Source organism: Curtobacterium sp. UCD-KPL2560, from assembly GCF_001705035.1.
Classification (GTDB): Bacteria; Actinomycetota; Actinomycetes; order Actinomycetales; family Microbacteriaceae; genus Curtobacterium.
In genome coordinates this window covers 17359-38079 of record NZ_MCIG01000002.1, presented here as the reverse complement: position 1 = coordinate 38079, position 20721 = coordinate 17359, and the positions used below count along the sequence as shown (strand labels likewise).

General features: G+C 75.1%; 18 protein-coding genes, 1 other RNA gene and 1 pseudogene. 15 read left to right on the top strand and 5 right to left on the bottom strand.

Annotation, left to right across the window (positions count from 1 at the left end; all coding sequences use genetic code 11):
- Positions 1–24 precede the first annotated feature (24 nt).
- Complete coding sequence (locus tag BEP24_RS01105) at positions 25–798, bottom strand: amino acid ABC transporter ATP-binding protein (RefSeq protein WP_065959396.1); 774 nt, start codon at positions 796–798, stop codon at positions 25–27.
- On the bottom strand, positions 795–2390 hold the full coding sequence (locus tag BEP24_RS17325; protein ID WP_083229963.1) for a GNAT family N-acetyltransferase: 1596 nt from the start codon (positions 2388–2390) through the stop codon (positions 795–797). The genes BEP24_RS01105 and BEP24_RS17325 overlap by 4 nt, the downstream gene beginning before the upstream one ends.
- Positions 2391–2580: 190 nt before the next feature.
- Here BEP24_RS17325 and BEP24_RS01095 point away from each other — a divergent pair, with 190 nt between their 5' ends.
- The 5 genes from BEP24_RS01095 (at position 2581) to BEP24_RS01075 (ending at position 8033) form a co-directional block, all read left to right on the top strand.
- Entirely contained in the window at positions 2581–3138 is a 558-nt protein-coding gene (locus BEP24_RS01095; RefSeq protein WP_083229962.1) for a hypothetical protein, read from the top strand.
- Entirely contained in the window at positions 3135–3803 is a 669-nt protein-coding gene (locus BEP24_RS01090; protein ID WP_139197433.1) for an RES family NAD+ phosphorylase, read from the top strand. Before BEP24_RS01095 ends, BEP24_RS01090 begins: the two co-directional genes overlap by 4 nt.
- 107 nt (positions 3804–3910) lie before the next feature.
- Positions 3911–5008 (top strand): hypothetical protein, encoded by a 1098-nt coding sequence (locus BEP24_RS01085; protein ID WP_065959392.1) that lies wholly within the window; start codon positions 3911–3913, stop codon positions 5006–5008.
- A gap of 98 nt (positions 5009–5106) precedes the next feature.
- Entirely contained in the window at positions 5107–6447 is a 1341-nt protein-coding gene (locus BEP24_RS01080) for an alpha/beta fold hydrolase (RefSeq protein WP_065959391.1), read from the top strand.
- Positions 6444–8033: a GMC family oxidoreductase gene (locus tag BEP24_RS01075; RefSeq protein WP_065959389.1), complete on the top strand. Its 1590-nt coding sequence runs from the start codon at positions 6444–6446 to the stop codon at positions 8031–8033. Before BEP24_RS01080 ends, BEP24_RS01075 begins: the two co-directional genes overlap by 4 nt.
- A 131-nt stretch (positions 8034–8164) precedes the next feature.
- On the opposite strand, the gene BEP24_RS01070 is transcribed toward BEP24_RS01075, so the two are convergent.
- Together BEP24_RS01070 and BEP24_RS01065 are read right to left on the bottom strand one after the other, a co-directional pair.
- Complete coding sequence (locus tag BEP24_RS01070; protein WP_253181526.1) at positions 8165–8671, bottom strand: GIY-YIG nuclease family protein; 507 nt, start codon at positions 8669–8671, stop codon at positions 8165–8167.
- A gap of 237 nt (positions 8672–8908) precedes the next feature.
- On the bottom strand, positions 8909–9754 hold the full coding sequence (locus tag BEP24_RS01065) for a siderophore-interacting protein (protein ID WP_065959386.1): 846 nt from the start codon (positions 9752–9754) through the stop codon (positions 8909–8911).
- Positions 9755–9814: 60 nt separating this feature from the next.
- Between BEP24_RS01065 and BEP24_RS01060 the strand changes: the two genes are divergently transcribed.
- The 10 genes and pseudogenes from BEP24_RS01060 to BEP24_RS01015 all read left to right on the top strand — a co-directional run bounded on the left by BEP24_RS01060 (position 9815) and on the right by BEP24_RS01015 (position 20269).
- Complete coding sequence (locus BEP24_RS01060; RefSeq protein ID WP_065959385.1) at positions 9815–10468, top strand: heme oxygenase (biliverdin-producing); 654 nt, start codon at positions 9815–9817, stop codon at positions 10466–10468.
- Between the two features lie 127 nt (positions 10469–10595).
- Positions 10596–13253: a phosphoenolpyruvate carboxylase gene (locus BEP24_RS01055; protein ID WP_065959383.1), complete on the top strand. Its 2658-nt coding sequence runs from the start codon at positions 10596–10598 to the stop codon at positions 13251–13253.
- Positions 13254–13466: 213 nt separating this feature from the next.
- Complete coding sequence (locus tag BEP24_RS01050) at positions 13467–14684, top strand: multidrug effflux MFS transporter (RefSeq protein WP_253181524.1); 1218 nt, start codon at positions 13467–13469, stop codon at positions 14682–14684.
- A 56-nt stretch (positions 14685–14740) separates the two neighbouring features.
- Positions 14741–15079 (top strand): STAS domain-containing protein, encoded by a 339-nt coding sequence (locus tag BEP24_RS01045; protein WP_065959378.1) that lies wholly within the window; start codon positions 14741–14743, stop codon positions 15077–15079.
- Positions 15076–15489, top strand: a complete 414-nt coding sequence (locus tag BEP24_RS01040) for an ATP-binding protein (RefSeq protein ID WP_253181523.1) — start codon at positions 15076–15078, stop codon at positions 15487–15489. Before BEP24_RS01045 ends, BEP24_RS01040 begins: the two co-directional genes overlap by 4 nt.
- Before the next feature lie 130 nt (positions 15490–15619).
- A complete protein-coding gene (locus BEP24_RS01035) occupies positions 15620–16585 on the top strand; it encodes an AraC family transcriptional regulator (protein WP_065959376.1) in 966 nt (321 codons plus the stop codon).
- 71 nt (positions 16586–16656) lie between these two features.
- Complete coding sequence (locus tag BEP24_RS01030) at positions 16657–17220, top strand: alpha/beta fold hydrolase (protein WP_253181522.1); 564 nt, start codon at positions 16657–16659, stop codon at positions 17218–17220.
- A gap of 138 nt (positions 17221–17358) precedes the next feature.
- Positions 17359–18516: a hypothetical protein gene (locus BEP24_RS01025; RefSeq protein ID WP_065959373.1), complete on the top strand. Its 1158-nt coding sequence runs from the start codon at positions 17359–17361 to the stop codon at positions 18514–18516.
- A gap of 62 nt (positions 18517–18578) precedes the next feature.
- Positions 18579–19385: pseudogene (locus tag BEP24_RS01020) on the top strand (Nif3-like dinuclear metal center hexameric protein); the annotation flags it as partial.
- A gap of 149 nt (positions 19386–19534) precedes the next feature.
- Positions 19535–20269 carry a zinc ribbon domain-containing protein gene (locus BEP24_RS01015; RefSeq protein ID WP_065959369.1) on the top strand — a complete coding sequence of 245 codons (735 nt, stop codon included), beginning with the start codon at positions 19535–19537 and terminating at the stop codon, positions 20267–20269.
- A 77-nt stretch (positions 20270–20346) separates the two neighbouring features.
- Here BEP24_RS01015 and rnpB read toward each other — a convergent pair.
- Positions 20347–20707, bottom strand: an RNA gene (gene rnpB, locus BEP24_RS01010) — RNase P RNA component class A.
- Positions 20708–20721 lie beyond the last annotated feature (14 nt).

Here is a 20721-nt window from a genome sequence, read left to right as displayed (position 1 = left end):
CGGACTCCTTCGGTGGGTGCGGGTTCACCGGACGCGGGACAGGAAGTCCCGGGTCCGGGCGTGCTGTGGGGCGTCGATGACCCGGGCGGGCGGCCCCTGCTCGACGACGCGCCCGTGGTCGAGGAAGACGACGTGGTCGGCGACCTCGCGGGCGAACGCGACCTCGTGCGTGACGACCACGAGGGTCGTTCCCGACGCGGCGAGGTCCCGGACGACGCCGAGCACCTCGCCGACGAGCTCCGGGTCGAGCGCCGACGTGGGCTCGTCGAGGAGCACGACCGACGGGTCGAGCGCGAGCGCCCGGGCGATCGCGACGCGCTGCTGCTGGCCGCCGGACAACTGCCGCGGCCGGGACGCGCCGCGGTCGCCGAGCCCGACGCGCTCGAGCAGCTCCTGGGCGCGAGCGCGCGCCGCTGCGACCGGGACCCCGGCGGCGACCGGCCCCTCGGCGACGTTCTCGAGCGCCGTGAGGTGCGGGAACAGCTCGAAGTGCTGGAACACGAACCCGATCCGGGAGCGCTGCCGACGGATGTGCCGCTCGGGCAGCTCCTGGTACCGGACGCGCCCGTCCCGCCCGGTGCGCAGCCGGACCCCGATCGTCTCGCCGCCGACCGTGACGACGCCCCGGTCGAGCGGTTCGAGGTGGTTGATCGTGCGGAGCAGGGTCGACTTGCCCGAACCGGACGGCCCGAGGACGACGGTGACGCTCCCGGCGGGCAGCGACAGGTCGACACCGTCGATCACGACCTGGTCGCCGAACGCCTTGACCGCGCCGTGGACGCCGATCGCCGCGCTCACCGGGCGCTCCGGGCGTCGGCGGTGAGCACCCGGGCACCGCGCGCCGACGACGGCAGGCGACCCGCGCCTCCCGGCCGTCGCCGGACCGCACCACGCACCCGCTGCCACGGCGTCGGCGGGAGCGAGCGCGCGGACCCGCGGTTCGTCCAGCGCTCGACGTGGTACTGCACGACCGACACCGCGCTGGTCAGCGCGAGGTACCAGAGCGTCGCGACCACGAGCAGCGGGATGATGTCCGTCGGGTAGGTGCTCGACAGGTTCTGGACCACGCCGAACAGGTCGAGCAGCGAGACGTAGAACAGCAGCGACGAGGCCTTGAGCAACCCCACCACCTGGTTGACGAACGCGGGCACGATCGACCGCAGTGCCTGCGGCAGGACGACCCGGACGAACTGCCGTCGCGGGGGGAGCCCGAGCGCCCGTGCCGCCTCGAGCTGGCCGTGGTCGACCGCGAGCACCCCCGCCCGCACGATCTCGGACGCGTAGGCGACCTCGCTCAGGCTCAGTGCGAGGACGCCGATCGCCAGGTCGCCGAGGACGTCCGCGGTCGGCACCGTGACCTGCGGGCCGAACGGGACGCCGATGCCGATCGTCGGGTACAGCGACCCGAGGTTGTACAGGAAGACGAGCACGAGGATGAGCGGCACGGACCGGAACAACCACACGTACCCCCACGCGAGCCCGGACAGCACCGGGTTCCGCGACAGCCGCGCGAGCGCGACCAGGACCCCGCCGGCGAAGCTGATCACCGCGCTCAGGCCGGTCGCCACGAGCGTGAGCTGCAGCCCGGTCAGGATCGCCGGGCTGAACAGCCACTTCCCGACCGCGGGCCAGCCCCAGGCCGGGTTCGTGAACAGCGTCTCGACGCCGTTCAGCATGAGCACCAGCACGACCGCGGCGGCGATCCACCGCACGGGGTGGCGCAGCGGCAGGACGGGGCGGTCGAGCGCGGCGCGTGCGGCCGCGTCGATGGTCGGGGCGACCGGACGGGAGGCGCGGCCCCCCTCCGCAGCGCGGGTCGCCCCGGCAGGGTGGCCGGGTCGCGTGCCGCGGTCACCGTCGGCGGGGCGGGGCGCGAGGGTCTTCTCGAACGCGTGCACGCCGACCTCCTCGGCCGGTCTGCTGACGTCGTACAGCGGGGTGTAGCCGGCGCGCCGGTACAGGGCCACGGCCTCGGGTTGGCGCGGGCCGGTGGTCAGGACGACCCGGCGGGAGCCCCGGCGACGCGCTTCCGCCTCGAGCTCGGCGACCACGCGGCCGGCCAGGCCCTGCCCGCGGGCACCGGGCGCGGTCCAGATCCGCTTCAGCTCGACGGTCTCGTCGTCGTGCGGCATGAAGGCACCGCCGGCCACCAGTCGGTCGTCCTCGTGGAGCAGGAGGAACACCCCGCGCGGGGCCACGAAGTCCTCGGCGGGGTAGCGGGCGAGCTCCGCCGCCGCACCCCCGTCGAGCTGGTCGCCGTAGCGCGCGTCGTACTCGCGCTCCAGGTCGGCCAGGAGCGGTGCGGCGGCGGGGTCGTCCGGGTGGACGACGCGGAACACCAGCTCGCCACGCCGCGTCGAGCGGGTGGTCACGTCTGCCGTGTCGGTCATGGCGAGGACCGTACGAGCGGCGGTCCGGGCGCGGCAAGCACCGGCGCAACACGACGGCACACGACGGAACACGGCGTCACACTCGTCCCGTCGCCGGCGTGGTGGTGTCCGCGTGCCGAGTGCTCCCGAGAGGTTGACGGGGTTGTCGAAGCGCGGTCCCCCGTGGTTGACTGGGTTGACAGGAGGAACCATGGCTGCGACCACACAGGCACGACACGAGCAGGCCGGGCGTCCGGGCGTCGGGGCGGACGGTGCCGCACTGCTCGACGCGCTCCGACGCCGCATCGAGAGCGGACGCGCGGCCGGGGCGCTCGACTCCGGCGTCGACGTCGAGCTGCTCGCCGACCGGATGGTCGCGGCGCTCCCGTCGGTCAAGCACGAGGCCGACGCCCTGATCGGGCCGTTCTACGACACGCCGACCCTCGCGGCGTGGCGCGGGGTGACCCGCCAGGCGCTCAGCAAGGCGACGGCGAAGCGCGACCTCATCGGCCTGAAGATCGGCGACGGCAGCCTCGTCTTCCCCTCGTTCCAGTTCGGCGTGTCCGGCAGTCCGTTGCCGCACCTGCGCCAGGTCCTCGCGCTCGTCGACCCCGACCGAATCGACCCGTGGGGGAGTGCGCTCTGGCTGAACACCGAGGCCGAGGAGTTCGGCGGGACCACGGCCGCCCAGGCGCTCCGCGACGGCCGCGAGGAACAGGTGCTCGCGGCGGCCCGTCGGGCGGCGACCGCGTGGGCGGCCGACGCGTGACACCGGACCGCAACGAGGTCGCCCAGCGGCGCCCGCGACCCGACCTCGACCTGACCGACTTCCCGGCCGAGGAGTCGCGGGGCACGACGTTCTACCGGGCGAAGCGGCACGACCGTGGCGCGTGGTGGTTCGCGAGCACCGAGCCCGACGCCGACGGTGTCGACGGCGGCCGGTTCGACCTCGCCGTGCCGCGGGGCACCTGCTACTGGGCGGACGCGGTCGAGGTCGCCGTCCGGGAGCGCCTGGCGCACCACGTGCTCTCGACGAACACGGTGTTCGCGTCGCGGGCCCGGGAGATGGTCGTCGTCGCGGCCCGGGCGTCCCGCGGGCGACGGTTCGCCGACGTCACGCACCCGGCGGCCGTGCGCTCCGGGGTGGGCGCCGAGCTCCAGACGATGGGCGACTACCGCGTGCCGCAGGCCTGGGCGCGCGCGTTCGACGCGGCGGGGTTCGCGGGGGTGCGGTACAGCACGCGCTTCACGAGCGCCGCGGCCGCGAACGCCTGGGCGGTGTTCGGGGCGGCCGGTGTGCCGCGCCGTCCGCGACCCGAGCGGGTGCACCGCGACGGGGTCACCGCCTGCCGCGAGGCCGGGATCCGGGTGCTCGACGACGGGTCCGAGTCCGGGCCGGAGCGCTTCACCTTCGCGACGCCGCCGCAGGACTGACCCGCGGGCACGAGCGACCGGACGCGGGCGGGACCGGTCGCGCGGCCGGTCGCGCGCTCGTGCAGCGGCGGTCGGCGCTGTCGGTGGCGGTGCCTACGGTGGCCCACGTGGTGGAACCCGTGGACGCCTGGTGGCGCCGGCGACAGTGGTCGCGCGGCACAGCCGTGCCGTACGCCGTCGGGACCTTCCGTGAAGCGTGGGCCTCGTACCCGGTCCTGGTCCGGCAGTACCACCCGGAGTGGAACCACGGGGTCGTCCTGACCCAGGTGCCCCCGCTCGCCGAGGTCCTGCTCACGTGGGAGTGCGACGTCGGCCACGTCTTCGTCGCGACCCCCGCCGAGCAGCGCTCCCGGCCGGGCCGCGAACGCCGCCGCTCGGTGTGGTGCCCGGAGTGCCAGGTCCAGGCACAGCCGCAGCGGTGGCCCGTGCTGCCCGAGGACTGGCCGGCGTCGGTGCCCGTCCCGCAGCGCGCCGTCCGGAGCGTCGGGCGCCAGACCCTGCCGTCGGCGCGCGGGGGAGCCGCAGCCGCGCGCGGACCGGCGGCCGTCGGGGCGCTGCCCGGTGCCGTCCCGTCCGGCGGCCTCCCGCCCGGTGCGGTGGCCTCGACCCGTCGTCGGCCCGTCCGTGGCGGTGCGCCCGTCCGCGGTGGTGGCCCCGTCCGGGGTGGCGGTGCGCCCGTGCGCGGTGGCGGACCGGTCGGCGGTGGCGTGCCGGTGCGTGCCGGGCAGCCGATCCCGCGGGCCGTCTGCCCGAAGACCCCGCGGCTGCCGTCGGGCGAGTCCTTCACGAGCACGTGCGCGCCGGCCACCGCGTCCGCCGTCGAGGCGGACCTCCGCGCGGCCCTGCAGGAGCGCTTCGCGTTCACGTTCTCGCACACGGCGATCCGCCTCGACCGACCGTTCTTCGACCACGTCGAGGCCTGGCCGGACATCGTCCTGCCGGAGCTCCGCGTCGCGATCGAGTACGACAGCACGGGCCGCCACGGGCTCGAGCACGTCGGTCCGCGGCAGGAGACCGACCGGCGGAAGGACCGTGCGGTGCGGAGTGTCGGCTGGGAGGTCGTCCGCATCCGCACCGGACGCCTGCCCGCGCTCGGCCCGTACGACCTGCAGGTGTCGGGCATCTCCCGGCGGACCGTCGACCAGCTCGCCGACACGCTGCGCGACCTGCGCGGACCGCTGTTCGTCGACGCCTACGCCCGGTGACCGCTCCCGCCGCCCGCGCCGCCGACGACCGCGGTCGGGGTACGGCAACGGGGTACGCCAGCCTGAGACCGACGCCGAGCCGCCGGTAGGAACGAACGATGACTGCGACCGCGTTCTGCCTCCACGCCCTCGGGTCGAGTTCGGAGGAGTTCGTGCTGCTCCGGTCCGAGCTCGCCGGCGACCTCGACCTGGTCGGGATCGACCTCCCCGGCTTCGGTCGCAGCCCGGCGTCGGCCGGCACGACGGTCGAGGAGATGGCCGTCGCCGTCGAGCGCGCCGTCGGGGCGAGCGGCGCCACCGAGTGGGTGCTCGTCGGCCACTCGATGGGCGGCAAGGTCGCCACGGTGGTCGCGGACCGCACCGTCTCCGGTGCGAACGGCCTGTTCGGGCTCCGCGCCGTCGTGCTGCTCGCGGCCTCGCCGCTGTCGCCCGAGCCCATGGCCGAGGACCGTCGCGCTTCGATGCTCTCGTGGGCCGAGGACGGTCGCATCCGCCCGGACCACGCCGCCGCGTTCGTCGACGCGAACACCGCCGAGGTCCTGCCGCCCGACCGGCACGAGATGGCCGTGCACGACGTCGAGCGCACGGACCCCCGCGCCTGGCGGGACTGGCTGCTCCGCGGCAGCCGCGAGGACTGGTCGGCCGACGCCGTGCCGAACCCCGTCCCGACGCTCGTGATCGCCGGGGCCGAGGACGGCGACCTCGACGCCGACGCCCAGCGACGCCTGACGATGCCGCACTGGCCCGCCGCCGAGCTGCACGTCGTCGACGGTGCGGCGCACCTGCTGCCGTGGGAGCGTCCGCTCGAGGTCGCCGCGGTCGTGCGTGACTTCTGGAACCGCCGGGTCGCGCACACGCCGGCCGTCCCCGCCGACGCGGTGCGCGTGATCGCCTCGCCCCGGGTCAGCGCCCGCACGCGCGGCGTCTTCGCGGTGCGCTCCCTCGCGGACGACCCCGCCGCCGAGCCCGCCGCGCTCACCCGTCGGCAGCTCGACACCCTGCGCGCCGTGGCCCGCACGGTCGTCCCGCAGCCCGGCCCGTACCACGTCGACCTGGCCCTGCGCGTGGACGCCCAGCTCGCCGCCGGCGCGGGCGACGGCTGGCGGCCCGACGGTCTGCCGACCGACGTCGAGGCGTACCGGGCGGCACTCGACGTGCTCGCCCCGGTGGTCGACGGAGGGGACCTCGACGCGGTCCTCGAGGCCGTCGCCGCCGGTCGCCACCGGTCGGACGGCCCGCTCGACGCCGGGGCGCTGCGCGCCTGGTTCGAGGACGCCAGCGTGGACCTGGTGAAGCAGTGGTTGGCGCACCCCGCGACCATGTCCGAGATCGACTACGACGGCTACGCCAACGGCGGCGACGGCGTCCGGAAACAGGGCTTCCAGTTGCTCGGAGCCGGGCAACGCGAAGCATGGGAACCAGAGGGAGCACGACGATGAGACTCGACGCACAGCGCCGCTACCAGGACGACGAGGTCGTCGACGTGGTCGTCGTGGGCACGGGTGCCGGCGGTGCTCCGCTGCTCGCCCGGCTCGCCCGCGAGGGCCTGACCGCGGTCGCCCTCGAGGCCGGCCGCAACACCGAACCCGAGGACCACCTGCCCGACGAGGTCGAGGCGCCGGCGGACATCAACTGGATGGACGAGCGGATCAGCGGCGGGTCCGCCCCGACCGCGTTCGGTCCGAACAACAGCGGCACGGGCGTCGGCGGGTCGACCCTGCACTGGGGCGCGTTCACCCCGCGGCCGAGCACCCACGACCTGCGCCTGCGCACCGAGTCCGGGCAGGGCGAGGACTGGCCGGTCGACCACGCCGAGCTGACCGCGTACATCGAGCGCGTGGAGCACGAGGTCGGCGTCGCCGGCCCCGCGCACTACCCGTGGGACCCCGCACGCCGCTACCGGATGGGCCCGCCCGCCCGGAACGCGTCCTCGGACATGATGATGCGCGGCACCGCGGCGCTCGGCATCACCGCCACCGACGCCCCGGTCGCGCTCACCACCGAGGACCGGCACCAGGAGCACCACGGCCTCCGCCAGGCCTGCGTCTCGTGCGGGTCCTGCCACCAGGGCTGCCGCAACGGCGCGAAGGTGTCGATGGACACCACGTACCTGCCCGCCGCCGTGGCGTTCGGCGCGGAGATCCGACCCGGCTCGTTCGTGCACGGCATCGAGCTCGACGGGTCCGGACGCGTCAGCGCCGTGCTCTACACGCGCGACGGCCAGGAGCGCCGCCAGCGCTGCCGGTCCCTCGTGCTCGCAGCGGGCGGGGTCGAGACGGCACGCCTGCTCCTGCACACGGGCCTGGCGAACAGCAGCGGCCAGGTGGGCCGTAACTTCACGGCACACGGTGCGACCCAGGTCTGGGCGACCTTCGACGAGTCGATGCGCTCGTACCGCGGGTACCCGTCGTCGATCATCACCGAGGACTTCGTCCGCCCAGCCGACGCCGACTTCGCGGGCGGCTACCTCATCCAGAGCCTGGGGGTGCAGCCGCTGACCTTCGCCACGACGCTCGTGCGCGGCGGCGGGCTGCGCGGCGCCGAGCTGGTGCGGGCGATGCGCGACTACCCCCGGACGGCCGGCGTCGGGATCAACGCCGAGTGCCTGCCGTACGACGACAACCGGCTCGTGCTGTCCGACGAGCTCGACGAGCACGGTGTCCCGCGGGCCCGGGTGTCGTTCTCGCCCGGCAGCAACGAGGACGCCATCCGCGCCCACGCCGTCCGCACCATGACCGCGATCGTCGAGGCGGCGGGCGGCACCGACGTCCGCGTGCTCGAGCGCACGGCGCACACCATCGGCACCGCGCGCATGGGGGCCGACGGCGGCAGCTCGGTCGTCGACCCGGCAGGCCGGTCGTGGGACGTGCCGAACATGTGGATCTGCGACAACTCGGTGTTCCCGAGCGCGGTCATCGCCAACCCGGCGCTGACGATCATGGCGCTGTCGCTCCGCACGGCCGACCGGTTCCTCCGTGACGACGCCGCGGCGGACCGGGCGGGAGCGGCGACCGTCGCCGCCTGAGGCCGGGCACGCGCACCGGAGCGAGAGCGAGCGCGAGAGCGAGCGCGAGCGTGCCGGCACCGCACCGGTGCCGGCACGGGCACGGCACCGCCCCGACGCCCGCCGACCACCCGGTCGGCGGGCGTCGTGCGTCACCCCCGCAGGGCCAGCGCCTCGCTCGTCCACCGCGCGTGCAGCGCCCACGGGTCGGTGACCCCGGCCCCGACCACCGCGACGTGCGCGAGCAGTGCCGGGGTCGTCCGGAACCACTCGGTGCGCGGGTACCGGTCGGCCGCGAACGCGCGGTGCCGTCGGCGTTCGAGCGTGCGGTCGCCCCGTTCGAACGCCAGGAGCTCCTGGTGCGGGACCGCCGCCAGGCGCTGCCGCGGGTTCGTCGTCGTGCCGATCTTGATCCGGTCGCCGAAGTCGTCGCGCTGCCGCAGGTAGTAGACGACGTCGACGCGGGGCGGCGCGAGGTCGCCGTCCGGCACGTCGCCCCACGGCCACTCGCACACGGCGCACAGGCTGCCCGACGGGAACCGGACGCCGCTCCGCGACCCGCACAGCGGGCACGGCCCGGGCAGCACGTCCTCGACGCCGGTGTGCTCGGCGGCCAGGTCGGCCACGAGCGCGACGTGCCCCGCGCACAGCGGCAGCACGGCCGCGACGGCGGGCAGTGCGTCGCCGTCGCACCCGGGGATCGCGCACCGCGCGCGGTCGCCCGCACGGCCGTCGGGGACGGGAGGGGTGCGCTTCGCGGTGACCACGCGCCGGACGCTAGCCGCACCCACCGACGTGCACCGCGCCTCCCGGCCGCACCGGAGCGCGCAGCCGCGACGACAGCGACCGCGGCGGCCGCAGCCCACCGCGACCGCGGCGACCGCCGCGCGCCCGCGTCAGTCCGGGAACACCATGCCGACGGGTTCGCGCTTCTCCTCCTGGAACCGGTCCTCGGCACGGCCGAGCGCCCAGTACGCCGACAGCGACAGGTCGGCCTTGTCGAGTCCCCAGTCGTCCTGCAGCAGCCGACGGATCGCCTTGACCGCGGTCCGCTCGCCGTGCGCGAAGACCCGGACCGGTCGGGAGGCGCGGGGCAGTGCGCGCGCCGCCGCCAGCAGGAGCGTGCCCGGCTCGGCGCCGGTGGCGTCGCGGTGCAGCCACCGCAGGTCGACCCCGGCGGGCACCACGAGCGCCTGCTCGTCCTCGGGCCCGGCCACCTCGACGAGCGCGACGCCCTGCGCGGTGGCGGGCATCGCCTCCAGGGCGGCGCCGATCGCGGGCAGGGCGCTGTCGTCGCCGAGCAGCACGTGCGTGACGGCCGGGTCGGTGGACGGCGCGTACCCGCCGCCCGGGCCGCTCAGCGCGAGCAGGTCCCCGGGACGGGCGGCGGCCGCCCAGGGCCCGGCGAGGCCGTCGTCGCCGTGCACGACGAAGTCGATCGCGATCGTCCCCGCCGCGTGGTCGACCGCGCGCACGGTGTACGTGCGGCGCGCGGGCCGCTCGTGCTTCGGCAGGGCGGTGCGGAGCGCCTCGAGGTCGTACGGCGGGGTGAGCCCGGACGACGGCGGGGCGAGCAGCAGCTTGACGTACTTGTCGGTCGCCGCGAGCCGGTCCGGGTCGGCGCCGTCGACGAAGTCCCGGAAGGCCGGCCCGCCGAGGTGGACGCGGACCATGTGCGGCGTCAGCCGTTCGGTCCGCTCGACGACGAAGACGTGCTGCTGGCGCTTCGGGCTGGGGGTCATCGGGGGACTTCCTGTCAGTGGGCTGCTTGACGTTCCGAGCACTGAGGTTAGCCTTACCTCATGGGTGCGACCGTGACGACGTTCTCCGAGCTGCTGCGGCGGCGGGCGGGCCGATCGGACGCGGCCGCCGGCACGTCCGGGGCCCACGGACTGCTCGCGGGGGAGTGCGAGGTCGCCGACTACGCCGACCTGCTCGGACAGTACGCCGTCGTCTACGCCGCACTCGAACGGGCCGCCGAACGGATGGCGGACCACCCCGTCGCGGCGCCGTTCGTCACGGCGCAGCTCACCCGGCTGCCCGCGATCCGCGCCGACCTCGAGTACCTCGTCGGCCCGGACTGGTCGGAGCTGTGCTGCCCGACGCCCGCCACCACGGCGTACGTCCGACGCCTGAACGAGGTCGCGGCGACGTCGCCCGGCGGGTTCGTGGCGCACCACTACACGCGGTACCTCGGCGACCTCAGCGGCGGCCCGTCGCTCGCCCGGCTGCTCGAGGAGCGGTTCGGCTTCGACACGAACGGCGTGCTCTTCACGATCTTCGACCAGGTCGCCGACCCGGCGGCGTTCGAGGACACCTACCGCGCCGAACTCGACGCCGCACCGTGGTCGGCCGAGGAGCGCGAGGCCGTCCTCGCCGAGGTCGACCTGGCCGCGTCGCTCGACCGTGCGGTGCTGCGGTCCATCGGGCACGGCGCCCCCGCCGTGACGGCCTGAGCACCGGCGCCGTCGCACCGCTCGGAGTCCGTCCGGACGGTCCTCGTCACGCGTCGTCACGCGTCGCCGTCCGCCGGTACGCTGCTGGGGACCCGGGCCGCGTGCCCGGCGGACGTGAGAGGAACCCATGACGGCGATCGACGGATCGACGCGCCACGGGCGCGCACGGGACGACGTCAGCGGAGCGGTCGACAGCGACCTGCGCGCGGACGTGCGGTACCTCGGCAACCTGCTCGGGCGGGTGCTGCGGGAGACCGGTGGCGAGGACCTGCTGCACGACGTCGAGGACCTGCGGGCCGCGGTGATCGGGGCCTACGAGGGCTCCGACGCCGAGGGTGCCGCGCGGGCCGAGGCGATCGTGGCCGGCATGTCGGCCGAGCGCGCCGAGGCGGTGGCCCAGGCGTTCACGACGTACTTCCACCTCACGAACCTCGCCGAGGAGCACCACCGCGTCCGGGTCCTCCGCGGTCGCGGCGACGACGGCGGCGTCGCGGGCGACTCGTTCCCCGCGACCTACGCATCGCTGGTCGAGCAGGTCGGCGCCGACGCCGCTGCCGAGCGGCTCCGCGACCTCCGGTTCCACCCGGTCCTCACCGCGCACCCGACCGAGGCCCGCCGTCGCGCGGTGACCACGGCGGTCCGACGGATCACGGACCTCATCGACGAGCGCGACCGCGCCCGCAACGCCACCGCGCGTGCCGAGAACGAGCGCCGGCTGCTCGAGGAGATCACGACCCTCCTCCGCACCTCGCCGCTCCGCACGACCCGGCCGACCCCGCTCGACGAGGTCCGCACCGCGATGAGCGTGTTCGACCAGACGCTGTTCGAGATCGTGCCGCAGGTGTACCGCCTGCTCGACGACCGGCTGCTCGGCGACGACGCCGGTCGCGTGCCGGTGACCGCCCCGGCGTTCGTCCGGTTCGGCACCTGGATCGGCGGCGACCGGGACGGCAACCCGCACGTGACCGCCGACGTCACACGGCAGGCGGCCGAGATCGCCTCCGAGCACATCCTGCTCGGCCTCGCCCGTGCCGCGACCCGGATCGGGTCGGCCCTGACGCTCGACGCCGCCGAGACCCCGGCCGACGCCGGGCTGCAGGCGCTCGTCGCCGCGCAGGAGGCCCTCGACCCGGGCATCGCCGAGCGCATCGGCGTCCGCGCCCCGAACGAGACCCACCGCCGCGCGCTGCTGTTCGTGGCCGCCCGCATCCGTGCCACCCGCCGCGGCCAGGGCCCGCTCGTCTACGACGGCCCCGAGGCGCTCCTCGCCGACCTCCGGGTCATCCAGGCCTCGCTCGTCGCGGCCGGTGCGGCACGGACCGCGAACGGCGACCTGCAGAACCTCGTCTGGCAGGTGGAGACCTTCGGCTTCCACCTGGCCGAGCTCGAGGTCCGCCAGCACTCGCAGGTGCACCGGACCGCCCTCGCCGAGATCCGCGCGGGTGGCCCGCTGAGCGAGACCACGGAGGAGGTCCTCGCGGTCTTCCGGACGATCGCCGAGCTCCAGCAGCGGTACGGCGTCCGCGCCGCGCACCGCTACATCGTCTCCTTCACCCAGTCGCCCGCCGACCTGGCGAACGTGCACGAGCTGGCCGTCGCGGCGCTCGGTTCGCCCGAGGCCGCGCCGGTGCTCGACGTCATCCCGCTGTTCGAGACCTTCGCCGACCTGCACGCCAGCGTCGACATCCTCGACGAGGCCGTGCGCACCGCACCCTTCCAGCGCCGCCTGGCCGCGACCGGGCGTCGACTCGAGGTCATGCTCGGGTACTCGGACTCGTCGAAGGACGTCGGTCCGGTGTCGGCCAACCTGGCGCTGTACGACGCCCAGGCCCGGATCGCCGACTGGGCGCGGGACAACGACGTCGAGCTGACCCTGTTCCACGGCCGTGGCGGCTCGCTCGGCCGCGGCGGCGGACCCGCGAACGAGGCCGTCCTCGCGCAGCCGCCGGGGTCGATCGACGGTCGCCTGAAGCTCACCGAGCAGGGCGAGGTCATCTTCGCCCAGTACGGCGACCAGGACATCGCCGCCCGGCACCTCGAGCAGATGGCCTCGGCCACGCTGTTCGCGTCGTCGCCGTCGAACGAGGACCGCACCGCGGCCGCAGCAGACCGGTTCGCCGACCTCGCGCAGCAGCTCGACGACGTCTCGCGCGCCGCGTTCTACGACCTCGTCAAGGCCGACGGCTTCGCGCCCTGGTTCGCGCGGGTCACGCCGATGGAGGAGATCGGCCTGCTGCCCCTCGGCTCGCGCCCGGCCCGTCGCGGCCTGAGCGTCGAGTCGCTCGAGGACCTCCGGGCCATCCCGTGGGTCTTCTCGTGGACGCAGGCGCGCATCAACCTCGCCGGCTGGTACGGCCTCGGGTCCGCGCTGCAGGCGGTCGGCGACGTCGAGCTCCTGCGCACGGCGTACCGCGAGTGGCCGCTGTTCGGCGCGATGATCAAGAACGTCGAGATGTCGCTCGCGAAGACCGACGAGCAGATCGCGCGCCGGTACCTCGAGCTCGCCGACCGCGACGACCTCGCGGCGCAGGTGCTCGACGAGATGCTCCGCACCCGCGAGTGGGTCCTCCGGGTGTCGGGCGGCAGCGACGTGCTCGAGGACCGTCCCGTCCTCGCCCGCGCCGTGCGCCTCCGCAGCCCGTACGTCGACGCCCTGTCGCACCTGCAGCTCCGTGCGCTCCGGGCGATCCGGACGTCCGGCAGCACCGACCCGACGGACGGCGACCACCGCCTGCTCCTGCTCACCGTGAACGGCATCGCCGCCGGCCTGCAGAACACCGGGTGACCGGGTCGGGTCGCCCCGCGACCCGGTGACGGACGGGAGGCACGTGGCGGGTCCGCCACGTGCCTCCCGTCCGTCCGGGGTCGCCCCGCGCGCCCACCCGCGCCGCCTGCCGCTCTCGTGCGACTCGTCCGACGGCCGCGGTGTCGCACGATGCGCACGCATCCGCCGCCCTGGTCCCGTCGAACCGATTCGATGGCGCGTACCGTGGCGCGCGTGACGACGGAGCGCGCAGGGACCGGGTCGACGGCCACCACCGGGGCCGCCCTGCCCCCGATCGTCCCGCTCGCCCTCATCGTCGGGGTCTCGCCGTTCGCGACCGACATGTACATCCCGGCGCTGCCGGCGATCGCACGCGAACTCGGCACGACACCGGGCGCCGTGCAGCTGTCGCTGACCGCGTTCCTGGTGGCGTTCGCCGTCGGCCAGCTCCTCGCCGGTCCGGTCAGCGACGGCATCGGCCGCCGCCCGCTGCTGCTCGTCGGGACGATCGGGTTCGCGATCGCCTCGGTCGGGTGCGCGGTCGCCCCCGACGTCGGGACGCTGGTCGCCGCGCGCGTGGTCCAGGGCCTGGCAGGGGCCGCGGGTGCCGTCGCCGGGCGGGCGATGGTGTCCGACACGACGACCGGCGCGCGGACCGCCCGCGTGTTCGGCACCCTGGCGGCGATCAACGCCCTCGGCCCGGTCGTCGCACCGCTGGCCGGGGGAGCGGTGCTGACGGTGTCGACCTGGCGGGCGATGTTCGTGGTGCTCGCCGCGCTCGGGGTCGTGTTCGCGGTGGCGGTGGTCCTGCGCTTCCGGGAGACGCTCCCGCGGTCGGCCCGGGGCGGGACGGGGTTCCGCGCGAACGGTCGACGCATCCGTGACCTGCTGGCGATCGGGAGGTTCCGCGCCTCCGTGCTGACGGGGGTGCTGTCCACCGTGGGGTTCTTCGCGTACATCGCCACGAGCTCGTTCGTGTTCCAGCAGCAGTTCGGCTTCAGCGAGCAGCGCTACACGCTCGTGTTCGCCACGAACGCGACGGCGATGGTGGTGACGACCCTGGTGTTCCGCCGCGTCGTCGGCCGGTTCTCCGAGGACGCGCTGCTCACCACCGGCCTGCTCGTCGGCGCGGTCGGCAGCTCGGTCGTGCTCGTCGCGGCGTCGACCGGTGCCGGGCCGGTACCCGTGTGGTGCGGTCTCGCCGTGGTGACCGGCGCCTGGGGGTTCGTGCTGCCCGCCGCGATGACGAGGACCCAGCACGTCGGGGCGGCGCACCCCGGGACCGCGGCGGCGCTCCAGGGCGGGCTGACGTTCGGACTCGGCGGGCTCGGCACCCCGCTCGCGGGCGCGCTCGGCGGGACGGCACTCGCGATGGGCGGCGTGATGGCGGTGCTCATCACGGCCGCGCTCGTCGTCCAGGTCCTCGCCACGCGGAGGACCCGTACCGGCTGACGGCACCGACCCGGTAGGTTGCTGGGTGCACCGACACTGATCAGGAGGGCGGCTGCATGGACATCCAGGTACACGAGGTCTCGTCGGACACGGCGGTGCTGGAGTGCAGCGGCCGGCTCAACATGGTGAGCGCGGGGACGTTCCGCGAGACCGTCGCGACCGTGGTCGACGGTGGACGCGCTCGGCTCGTCGTCGAACTGTCCGGTGTCGAGTTCATGGACTCGTCCGGTCTCGGCGCCCTGGTCGGCTGCCTGAAGACCGCGCGGCAGGCCGGCGGTGACCTGCGCATCGCGGCACCGTCCGAGCAGGTGCAGATGGTGCTCAAGCTCTCGAACATCGACAAGATCCTGCGGACGTACCCGGACGGGGACGCCGCGGTGACGAACTGGGGATGAGCCCCGTCATGGGCGGCCACGTGCTCGACCTCGCCTGCCCGCCGGACGACGTCACGGCGGTGCACACGTTCCTCGAGTCCGTGTGGGACCGCGAGCCCGACGTGTCCGTCGAGGACCGGATGGCCCTCGAGCTCGCGCTGGTCGAACTCGCCTCCAACGTGATCGAGCACGGCGCCGGCGGCCGCCCGGTCTCCTGCTCGCTCCGCCTCGACGTCGGGGCGGACGACGTGCGGGTGCTGCTCACCGACGACGGGGTGCCGGTTCCGGTCGACCCCGCGAAGGCGCACCTGCCCGAGGGGCTCGCCGAGAGCGGCCGCGGGCTCGCGCTCGTGCAGATGGTCGTCGAGGACCTCCGCTACGAGCGTGTCGGCGACGGGAACCGCTGGACCGCGCACCGCGGCCGGCACTGACCCCTGCCCGGTACCGCTCGTCACCCGAGCGGGGGAGGCGGTCATCCACTTCCCGCACGGCGGGAGACGGTCCACGCACGCTGGACGGACACGCCGGACACCGCCCGTGCCGGATGGGACGCTCCCCCTGATGACCATGCAGACCCCCGCCGACCCACGGACGCGCTTCGAGACGGCGGGCACCGACCTCGGTGACGCCCTCGACACGTTCGGACGGGCGTACGACGGCTCCGGGTTCGTCGGGTCGCGCACCGAACGTCCGTTCTCGTACCGGTTCCGGGTGGTCGGCGACCAGACGATGTCGTTCCGCTCGACGCTGTTCGACGCGCGTGCCGCCGGAGAGGCCGGCACCGACGACGAGTACGTCGTGATGTGGACCTCGCAGGGCGGTGGCACGATCACGGCCGGCGGCGAGGAGGTCAGCTACGCGCCGGGCACACCCGTCGTGTTCCCGACCGAGGGGTCCTTCCGCTTCGAGCTCCAGGACGTCCGCGAGAGCCTGGTGCACTTCGACCGGGGCTACCTCGAGGGCATCGCGGCCGAGCTCGGACAGACCGGCCCGGGTCCGCTCGTGTTCGACCACGCGCAGACCCCGCGGGCCGAGGACCTCCGCGCCTGGAACGCCCAGGTGCGTCGGGCCGCGCAGACCGTGCTCGGGTCGGCACCGGTGTCGCCGATCGCGATGGCCGAGACCGCACGCGACACCGCCCTCGCGATGCTCCGCACGTTCCCGCACCGCCAGCTCGCCCCGACGGCACCCGTGCCCGAGGGAGCGAGCAGCCGTGTGCGCGAGGCGATCGAGTTCCTGCACGCCTTCGCGCACACGCCGATCACGACGACCGACGTCGCCGAGCACGTCGGCCTCAGTGTCCGCGGACTCCAGCAGGCGTTCCAGCGGCAGGTCGGCACGGCACCGAACGCGATGCTCCGCGGCGTCCGCATGGACCGCGTCCGCGAGGAACTCCAGCGCGGCACGCCGGGCGAGACCACGGTGGCCGAGGTCGCCGTCCGCTGGGGCTTCGCCCACCTCGGCCGGTTCTCGGCGGCGTACGCCAAGCGCTTCGGCGAGTACCCCCGCGAGACCCTCGGGCACTGAGGCCGACCGGTCCGGCGTCACCCGGTGACGCGGGACGACGCACGAACGGAGCCGACGGCTACGATCCGACCGTGACCGAACTCCCCGTCGACGGCGCTGTGGACCACCCGTGGGTCGTGATCCCGGGCATCTGGGGCTCCGACGCCGAGCACTGGCAGTCCCGGTGGGAGCGGGACCGCGGTCCCGACGCCGTGCGCATCGCCCCCGGGTCGTGGTCCGAACCGGACCCGGAGGACTGGGCACACGCCATCTCGCGTGCCGTGGCCGCGGCGCCCCGCCGGCCCGTCCTCGTGGCGCACAGCCTCGGGGTGCTGGCGGCGGCGCACTGGCTCGTCGACCACGCGGAACAGGTCGCCGGGGCGTTCCTCGTCGCACCGCCCGACCCCGAGACCCCGGCGTTCCCACCGGCTGCGGCGGGGTTCCGCGCCCCGAACCGGGCGGTGCAGGTACCGACCGCCCTCGTGGTGAGCGACGACGACCCGTACTGCGGCGTCGACCGGGCGCTGGGGTTCGCGGCGACCCTCGGTGCCGAGGTGCTCCGCGTGGGTCCCCGCCAGCACGTCAACGTGGCCAGCGGCGTGGGGGACTGGCCGGAGGGCCGTCGGCTGCTCGAGGCCTTCTCCGCTCGCTGCTGACCGCGCTCCAGAGACGGTGGGACGGGGTGCGACACGCCGCTCACGTCCGGGGTGGCACACCACGCGCCGGACCCCGGGAACCGCGACACACCGCGGATGTGCCGCATCTCGAGGCGCGTGATATCTATCCTGCGTCACATGGAAACGCAGTCCGGTGCACGCGCTCCCCTCGTCGACCCGTTCGGGCGCGAGCTCGAGGAGTGGCTCCGGGACGCCCCGGCCACCCGGACGCCGTACCTGGCCGACCTCGTCGTCCCGCCCGTCACCGGACCGGTGCAGCGCCCCGCGGCCGCCGACCTCGCCGCGGTCGACGGCGCGCAGACCGCCGTGGTCGAGCCGACCACCGCAGCGGACACCGCGGCCGCCGCCGACGCGACCACCTCCCACGACCCGAGTGTCACCACACCCGACGCCGAGCGCACCAGCCCGGACGCCGCGCGCACCGCACCGGACGGAGCATCCGAGGCGGCAGCGCCCAGCGCCTTCCGCCGCCGCGACCGCGCCCGCCACGTCGCCGCCTGCGCCCCGGCCTTCCCGGAGCCGCCGGAGCGCATCGCCCTGCGCATCGAGGACCTCGCCGTCGAGGTCGCCGCGAGCAGCGGACGCACCACCATCGAACGCATCGTCCTGCTCGAGGACGAGGTCCGACGTCGTGACGAGGACCTCGCCCGCCTCGCCGCCTGGGAGGCCACGGTCGCCGGGTACGACGACGCCGAGGTCACCGCCGCCCGCGAGTTCGCACACGCCGTCTTCGCCGACCTGCTCGCCGACGCAGCCGCCGAGTCGGACCGCCGTGACCGCGCCGCCGCCCGCCGGGCCACGGCGTCACGTTCGCTCGCGGACACCGGCCGCGGCACCGCGGACCGCGGTGCTCGGACCGTCGGCCGCGCCGCCGCGCGCCGGGCCGCGATGGCGTCCCCGGTGGTCCCCACGGTCGCCCCCGGCGCCGAGGCGACCGCCCCGGGCCGCGACGAACCGGCCCGACTCGTGCTGTCCCTCCCGGCCGTCAGCCCGGTCTCGGCGAACACGCGCCCCACGCCGCTCGTGCAGCCGGCCACCGGCCCCACGGTCATCGACCGTGCCGCCTTCGCGGCCGTGCTGACCGCGCACACCGGCGCCACCGCGAGCACGCCCGTCGTCCTGCCCGAGACGGTCGCCTCCGGCCTCGGTCCGGACGGTGCCGACGCGACACGGTCCGCCGACACCTCGAGCGCACCCGTCACGGTCGACCAGGACCAGCCGGGCTGGTGGGCACGGCTCGTCGCCCGCCTGCTGCGCCTCGTCGGCCGACGCTGAACCGCCCAGGCCGGGTCCGACCCGCGGCCCGGCGGGACCGGACGGCTCGGTAGACTGACGGGATGCCGACGCTCCGCGAACTCCAGGCCGTCATCGAGGACCTGTGGCCCGCCGCCGGGGCCGAGTCCTGGGACGCCGTCGGGCTCGTCGCCGGACACCCCGACCAGCAGGTCGAGCACGTGCACCTCGCCGTCGACGCCGTCCCGGCCACCGCGAGCGAGGCCGTCGAGCTCGGTGCGGACCTCCTCCTGACGCACCACCCGCTGCTGCTCCGCGGGGTCACCACGATCGACGAGTCCACCTACAAGGGTGCGGTCCTCGCGACCCTCGTCCGCGGCGGTGCCGGGCTCCTCGCCGCGCACACGAACGCCGACGTCGTCACGACCGGCACCTCGGCCGTGCTCGCCGACCGGCTCGGGCTGACCGACCAGCGCCCGCTGGAGTCCGGCTCGGACCCCGAGACCGGCATCGGCCGCGTCGGGACCCTGCCGACGGCCACGACGCTCGGGGCCCTCGCGCGGTCCCTCGTCGACCTGCTCCCGCCCACCGCGACCGGCGTCCGCGTGTCCGGCGACTTCGACCGGCCGGTCCGCACCGTGGCGCTCTGCGCGGGTGCGGGCGACTCGCTCCTCGGCAACCCCGCGGTGCGGGCCGCCGACGTCTACGTCACGAGCGACCTGCGCCACCACCCCGCGTCGGAGTTCCGGGAGCAGGCGATGCTCGGCGACGGCCCCGCACTCGTCGACACGTCGCACTGGGCCACCGAGTGGCTCTGGCTCGACGTCGCGGCCGAGCAGCTCCGCCGGGCAGCCGGCGTCCGCGTCACCGTGAGCGACCTCCGCACCGACCCCTGGGACTTCGCCGTCCTGCCGGCGACCGAGCCCGGCGGGCCCGCCGCGCAGCCCGACCAGCCCGCCGAGTCGGCCGAACGGGCCGACCAGCCCGCCACGCGGGCCGACCAGCCCGCCACCGCCGCGTCCCACCCCGACACCACCACCGTCCCCGAAGGAGACCGACCGTGAAGGCAGCACCCGAGGACCAGGTCGTCCTCCTCGACCTCCAGCGACTCGACAACGACGTGACCCGCCTCACGCACCGCATCACGTCGCTGCAGAAGGGCGACAAGCTCACCGAGCTCGGCAGCACCGCCGCGAAGCTCCGCGCCGAGCTCGTCGCCGCCACCGGCCGTGCCGAGGACGCCGAGCGGGACCTCGCACGCCTGGAGTCCGACACCGCGACCGCTCAGGCACGCATCACCCGCGACACGACGATGCTGCAGAACGTCTCGAACGCGAAGGACGCCGCCGGGCTGCAGAGCGAGATGGAGTCGCTCCAGCGGCGCATCGGCGACCTCGAGACGGCCGAGCTCGAGGTCATGGAGCAGCTCGACGTGCACCGTGCCCGGGTCGGGGACATCGAGGCGCAGCTCGCCGACGTCGAGGCCTCCCGGTCCTCGCTCGTCGCCGAACGCGACGCCGAGATCGCCCGCGTCGAGGCCGACCGCGACGCCGCGGTGCAGAGCCGGGCAGCGGTCGCCGCGAAGGTGCCCGCCGACCTCCTGGCGCTGTACGACCGGCAGCGGGCGCGGTACGGCTTCGGCGCGTCGCTCCTGCAGGGCGGCGTCTCCACGGCGTCCGGGGTGACGCTCACCAACTCGGACCTGCAGACCATCCGTCGCGCCGCACCGGACGACGTGGTGCTCTGCCCGGACAGCGACGCGATCCTGGTGCGGACGGCCGAGTCGGGCCTGTAGCGGACGCGACCAGCAGACGGACGGGAGGCGCGGTGCCAGCTGGCACCGCGCCTCCCGTCCGTCTCGTGGTCGGTGCGCGAACGGGCCGGCCGTACGCCGGGTTCTGTCCCGCCGCTGACGCGGCGGTGACGGCCATCTCTCTCGGACCGACGTTGCCGTCGGCCTCCAGCGGTCTACCCGAGGACTCGGCGAGCAGCCTCGACGTCCTCTGTCTGACCTTGCTCCGGGCGAGGTTTACCGAGCGGATCCGGTCACCCGGACCCCTGGTGGTCTCTTACACCACCGTTTCACCCTTACCGACGTCGCCGCCGGCGGTCTGTTCTCTGTGGCACTGTCTCGCGGATTGCTCCGGGTGGGTGTTACCCACCGCCCTGCTCTGTGGAGCCCGGACGTTCCTCGGCACTCCCGGGGGAGTGACGCGACCGTCTCACCGACCCGTTCGCACCGCTGAG

Excerpts from the sequence above, each read along its gene's own strand:
- BEP24_RS01040 (WP_253181523.1), top strand. The coding sequence starts at position 15,076 with ATGAGCCCCGTCATGGGCGGCCACGTGCTCGACCTCGCCTGCCCGCCG.
- BEP24_RS17325 (WP_083229963.1), bottom strand. The coding sequence starts at position 2,390 with ATGACCGACACGGCAGACGTGACCACCCGCTCGACGCGGCGTGGCGAG.
- BEP24_RS01095 (WP_083229962.1), top strand. The coding sequence starts at position 2,581 with ATGGCTGCGACCACACAGGCACGACACGAGCAGGCCGGGCGTCCGGGC.
- BEP24_RS01055 (WP_065959383.1), top strand. The coding sequence starts at position 10,596 with ATGACGGCGATCGACGGATCGACGCGCCACGGGCGCGCACGGGACGAC.
- BEP24_RS01080 (WP_065959391.1), top strand. The coding sequence starts at position 5,107 with ATGACTGCGACCGCGTTCTGCCTCCACGCCCTCGGGTCGAGTTCGGAG.
- BEP24_RS01035 (WP_065959376.1), top strand. The coding sequence starts at position 15,620 with ATGACCATGCAGACCCCCGCCGACCCACGGACGCGCTTCGAGACGGCG.
- BEP24_RS01025 (WP_065959373.1), top strand. The coding sequence starts at position 17,359 with ATGGAAACGCAGTCCGGTGCACGCGCTCCCCTCGTCGACCCGTTCGGG.
- BEP24_RS01075 (WP_065959389.1), top strand. The coding sequence starts at position 6,444 with ATGAGACTCGACGCACAGCGCCGCTACCAGGACGACGAGGTCGTCGAC.
- BEP24_RS01060 (WP_065959385.1), top strand. The coding sequence starts at position 9,815 with ATGGGTGCGACCGTGACGACGTTCTCCGAGCTGCTGCGGCGGCGGGCG.
- BEP24_RS01065 (WP_065959386.1), bottom strand. The coding sequence starts at position 9,754 with ATGACCCCCAGCCCGAAGCGCCAGCAGCACGTCTTCGTCGTCGAGCGG.
- BEP24_RS01045 (WP_065959378.1), top strand. The coding sequence starts at position 14,741 with ATGGACATCCAGGTACACGAGGTCTCGTCGGACACGGCGGTGCTGGAG.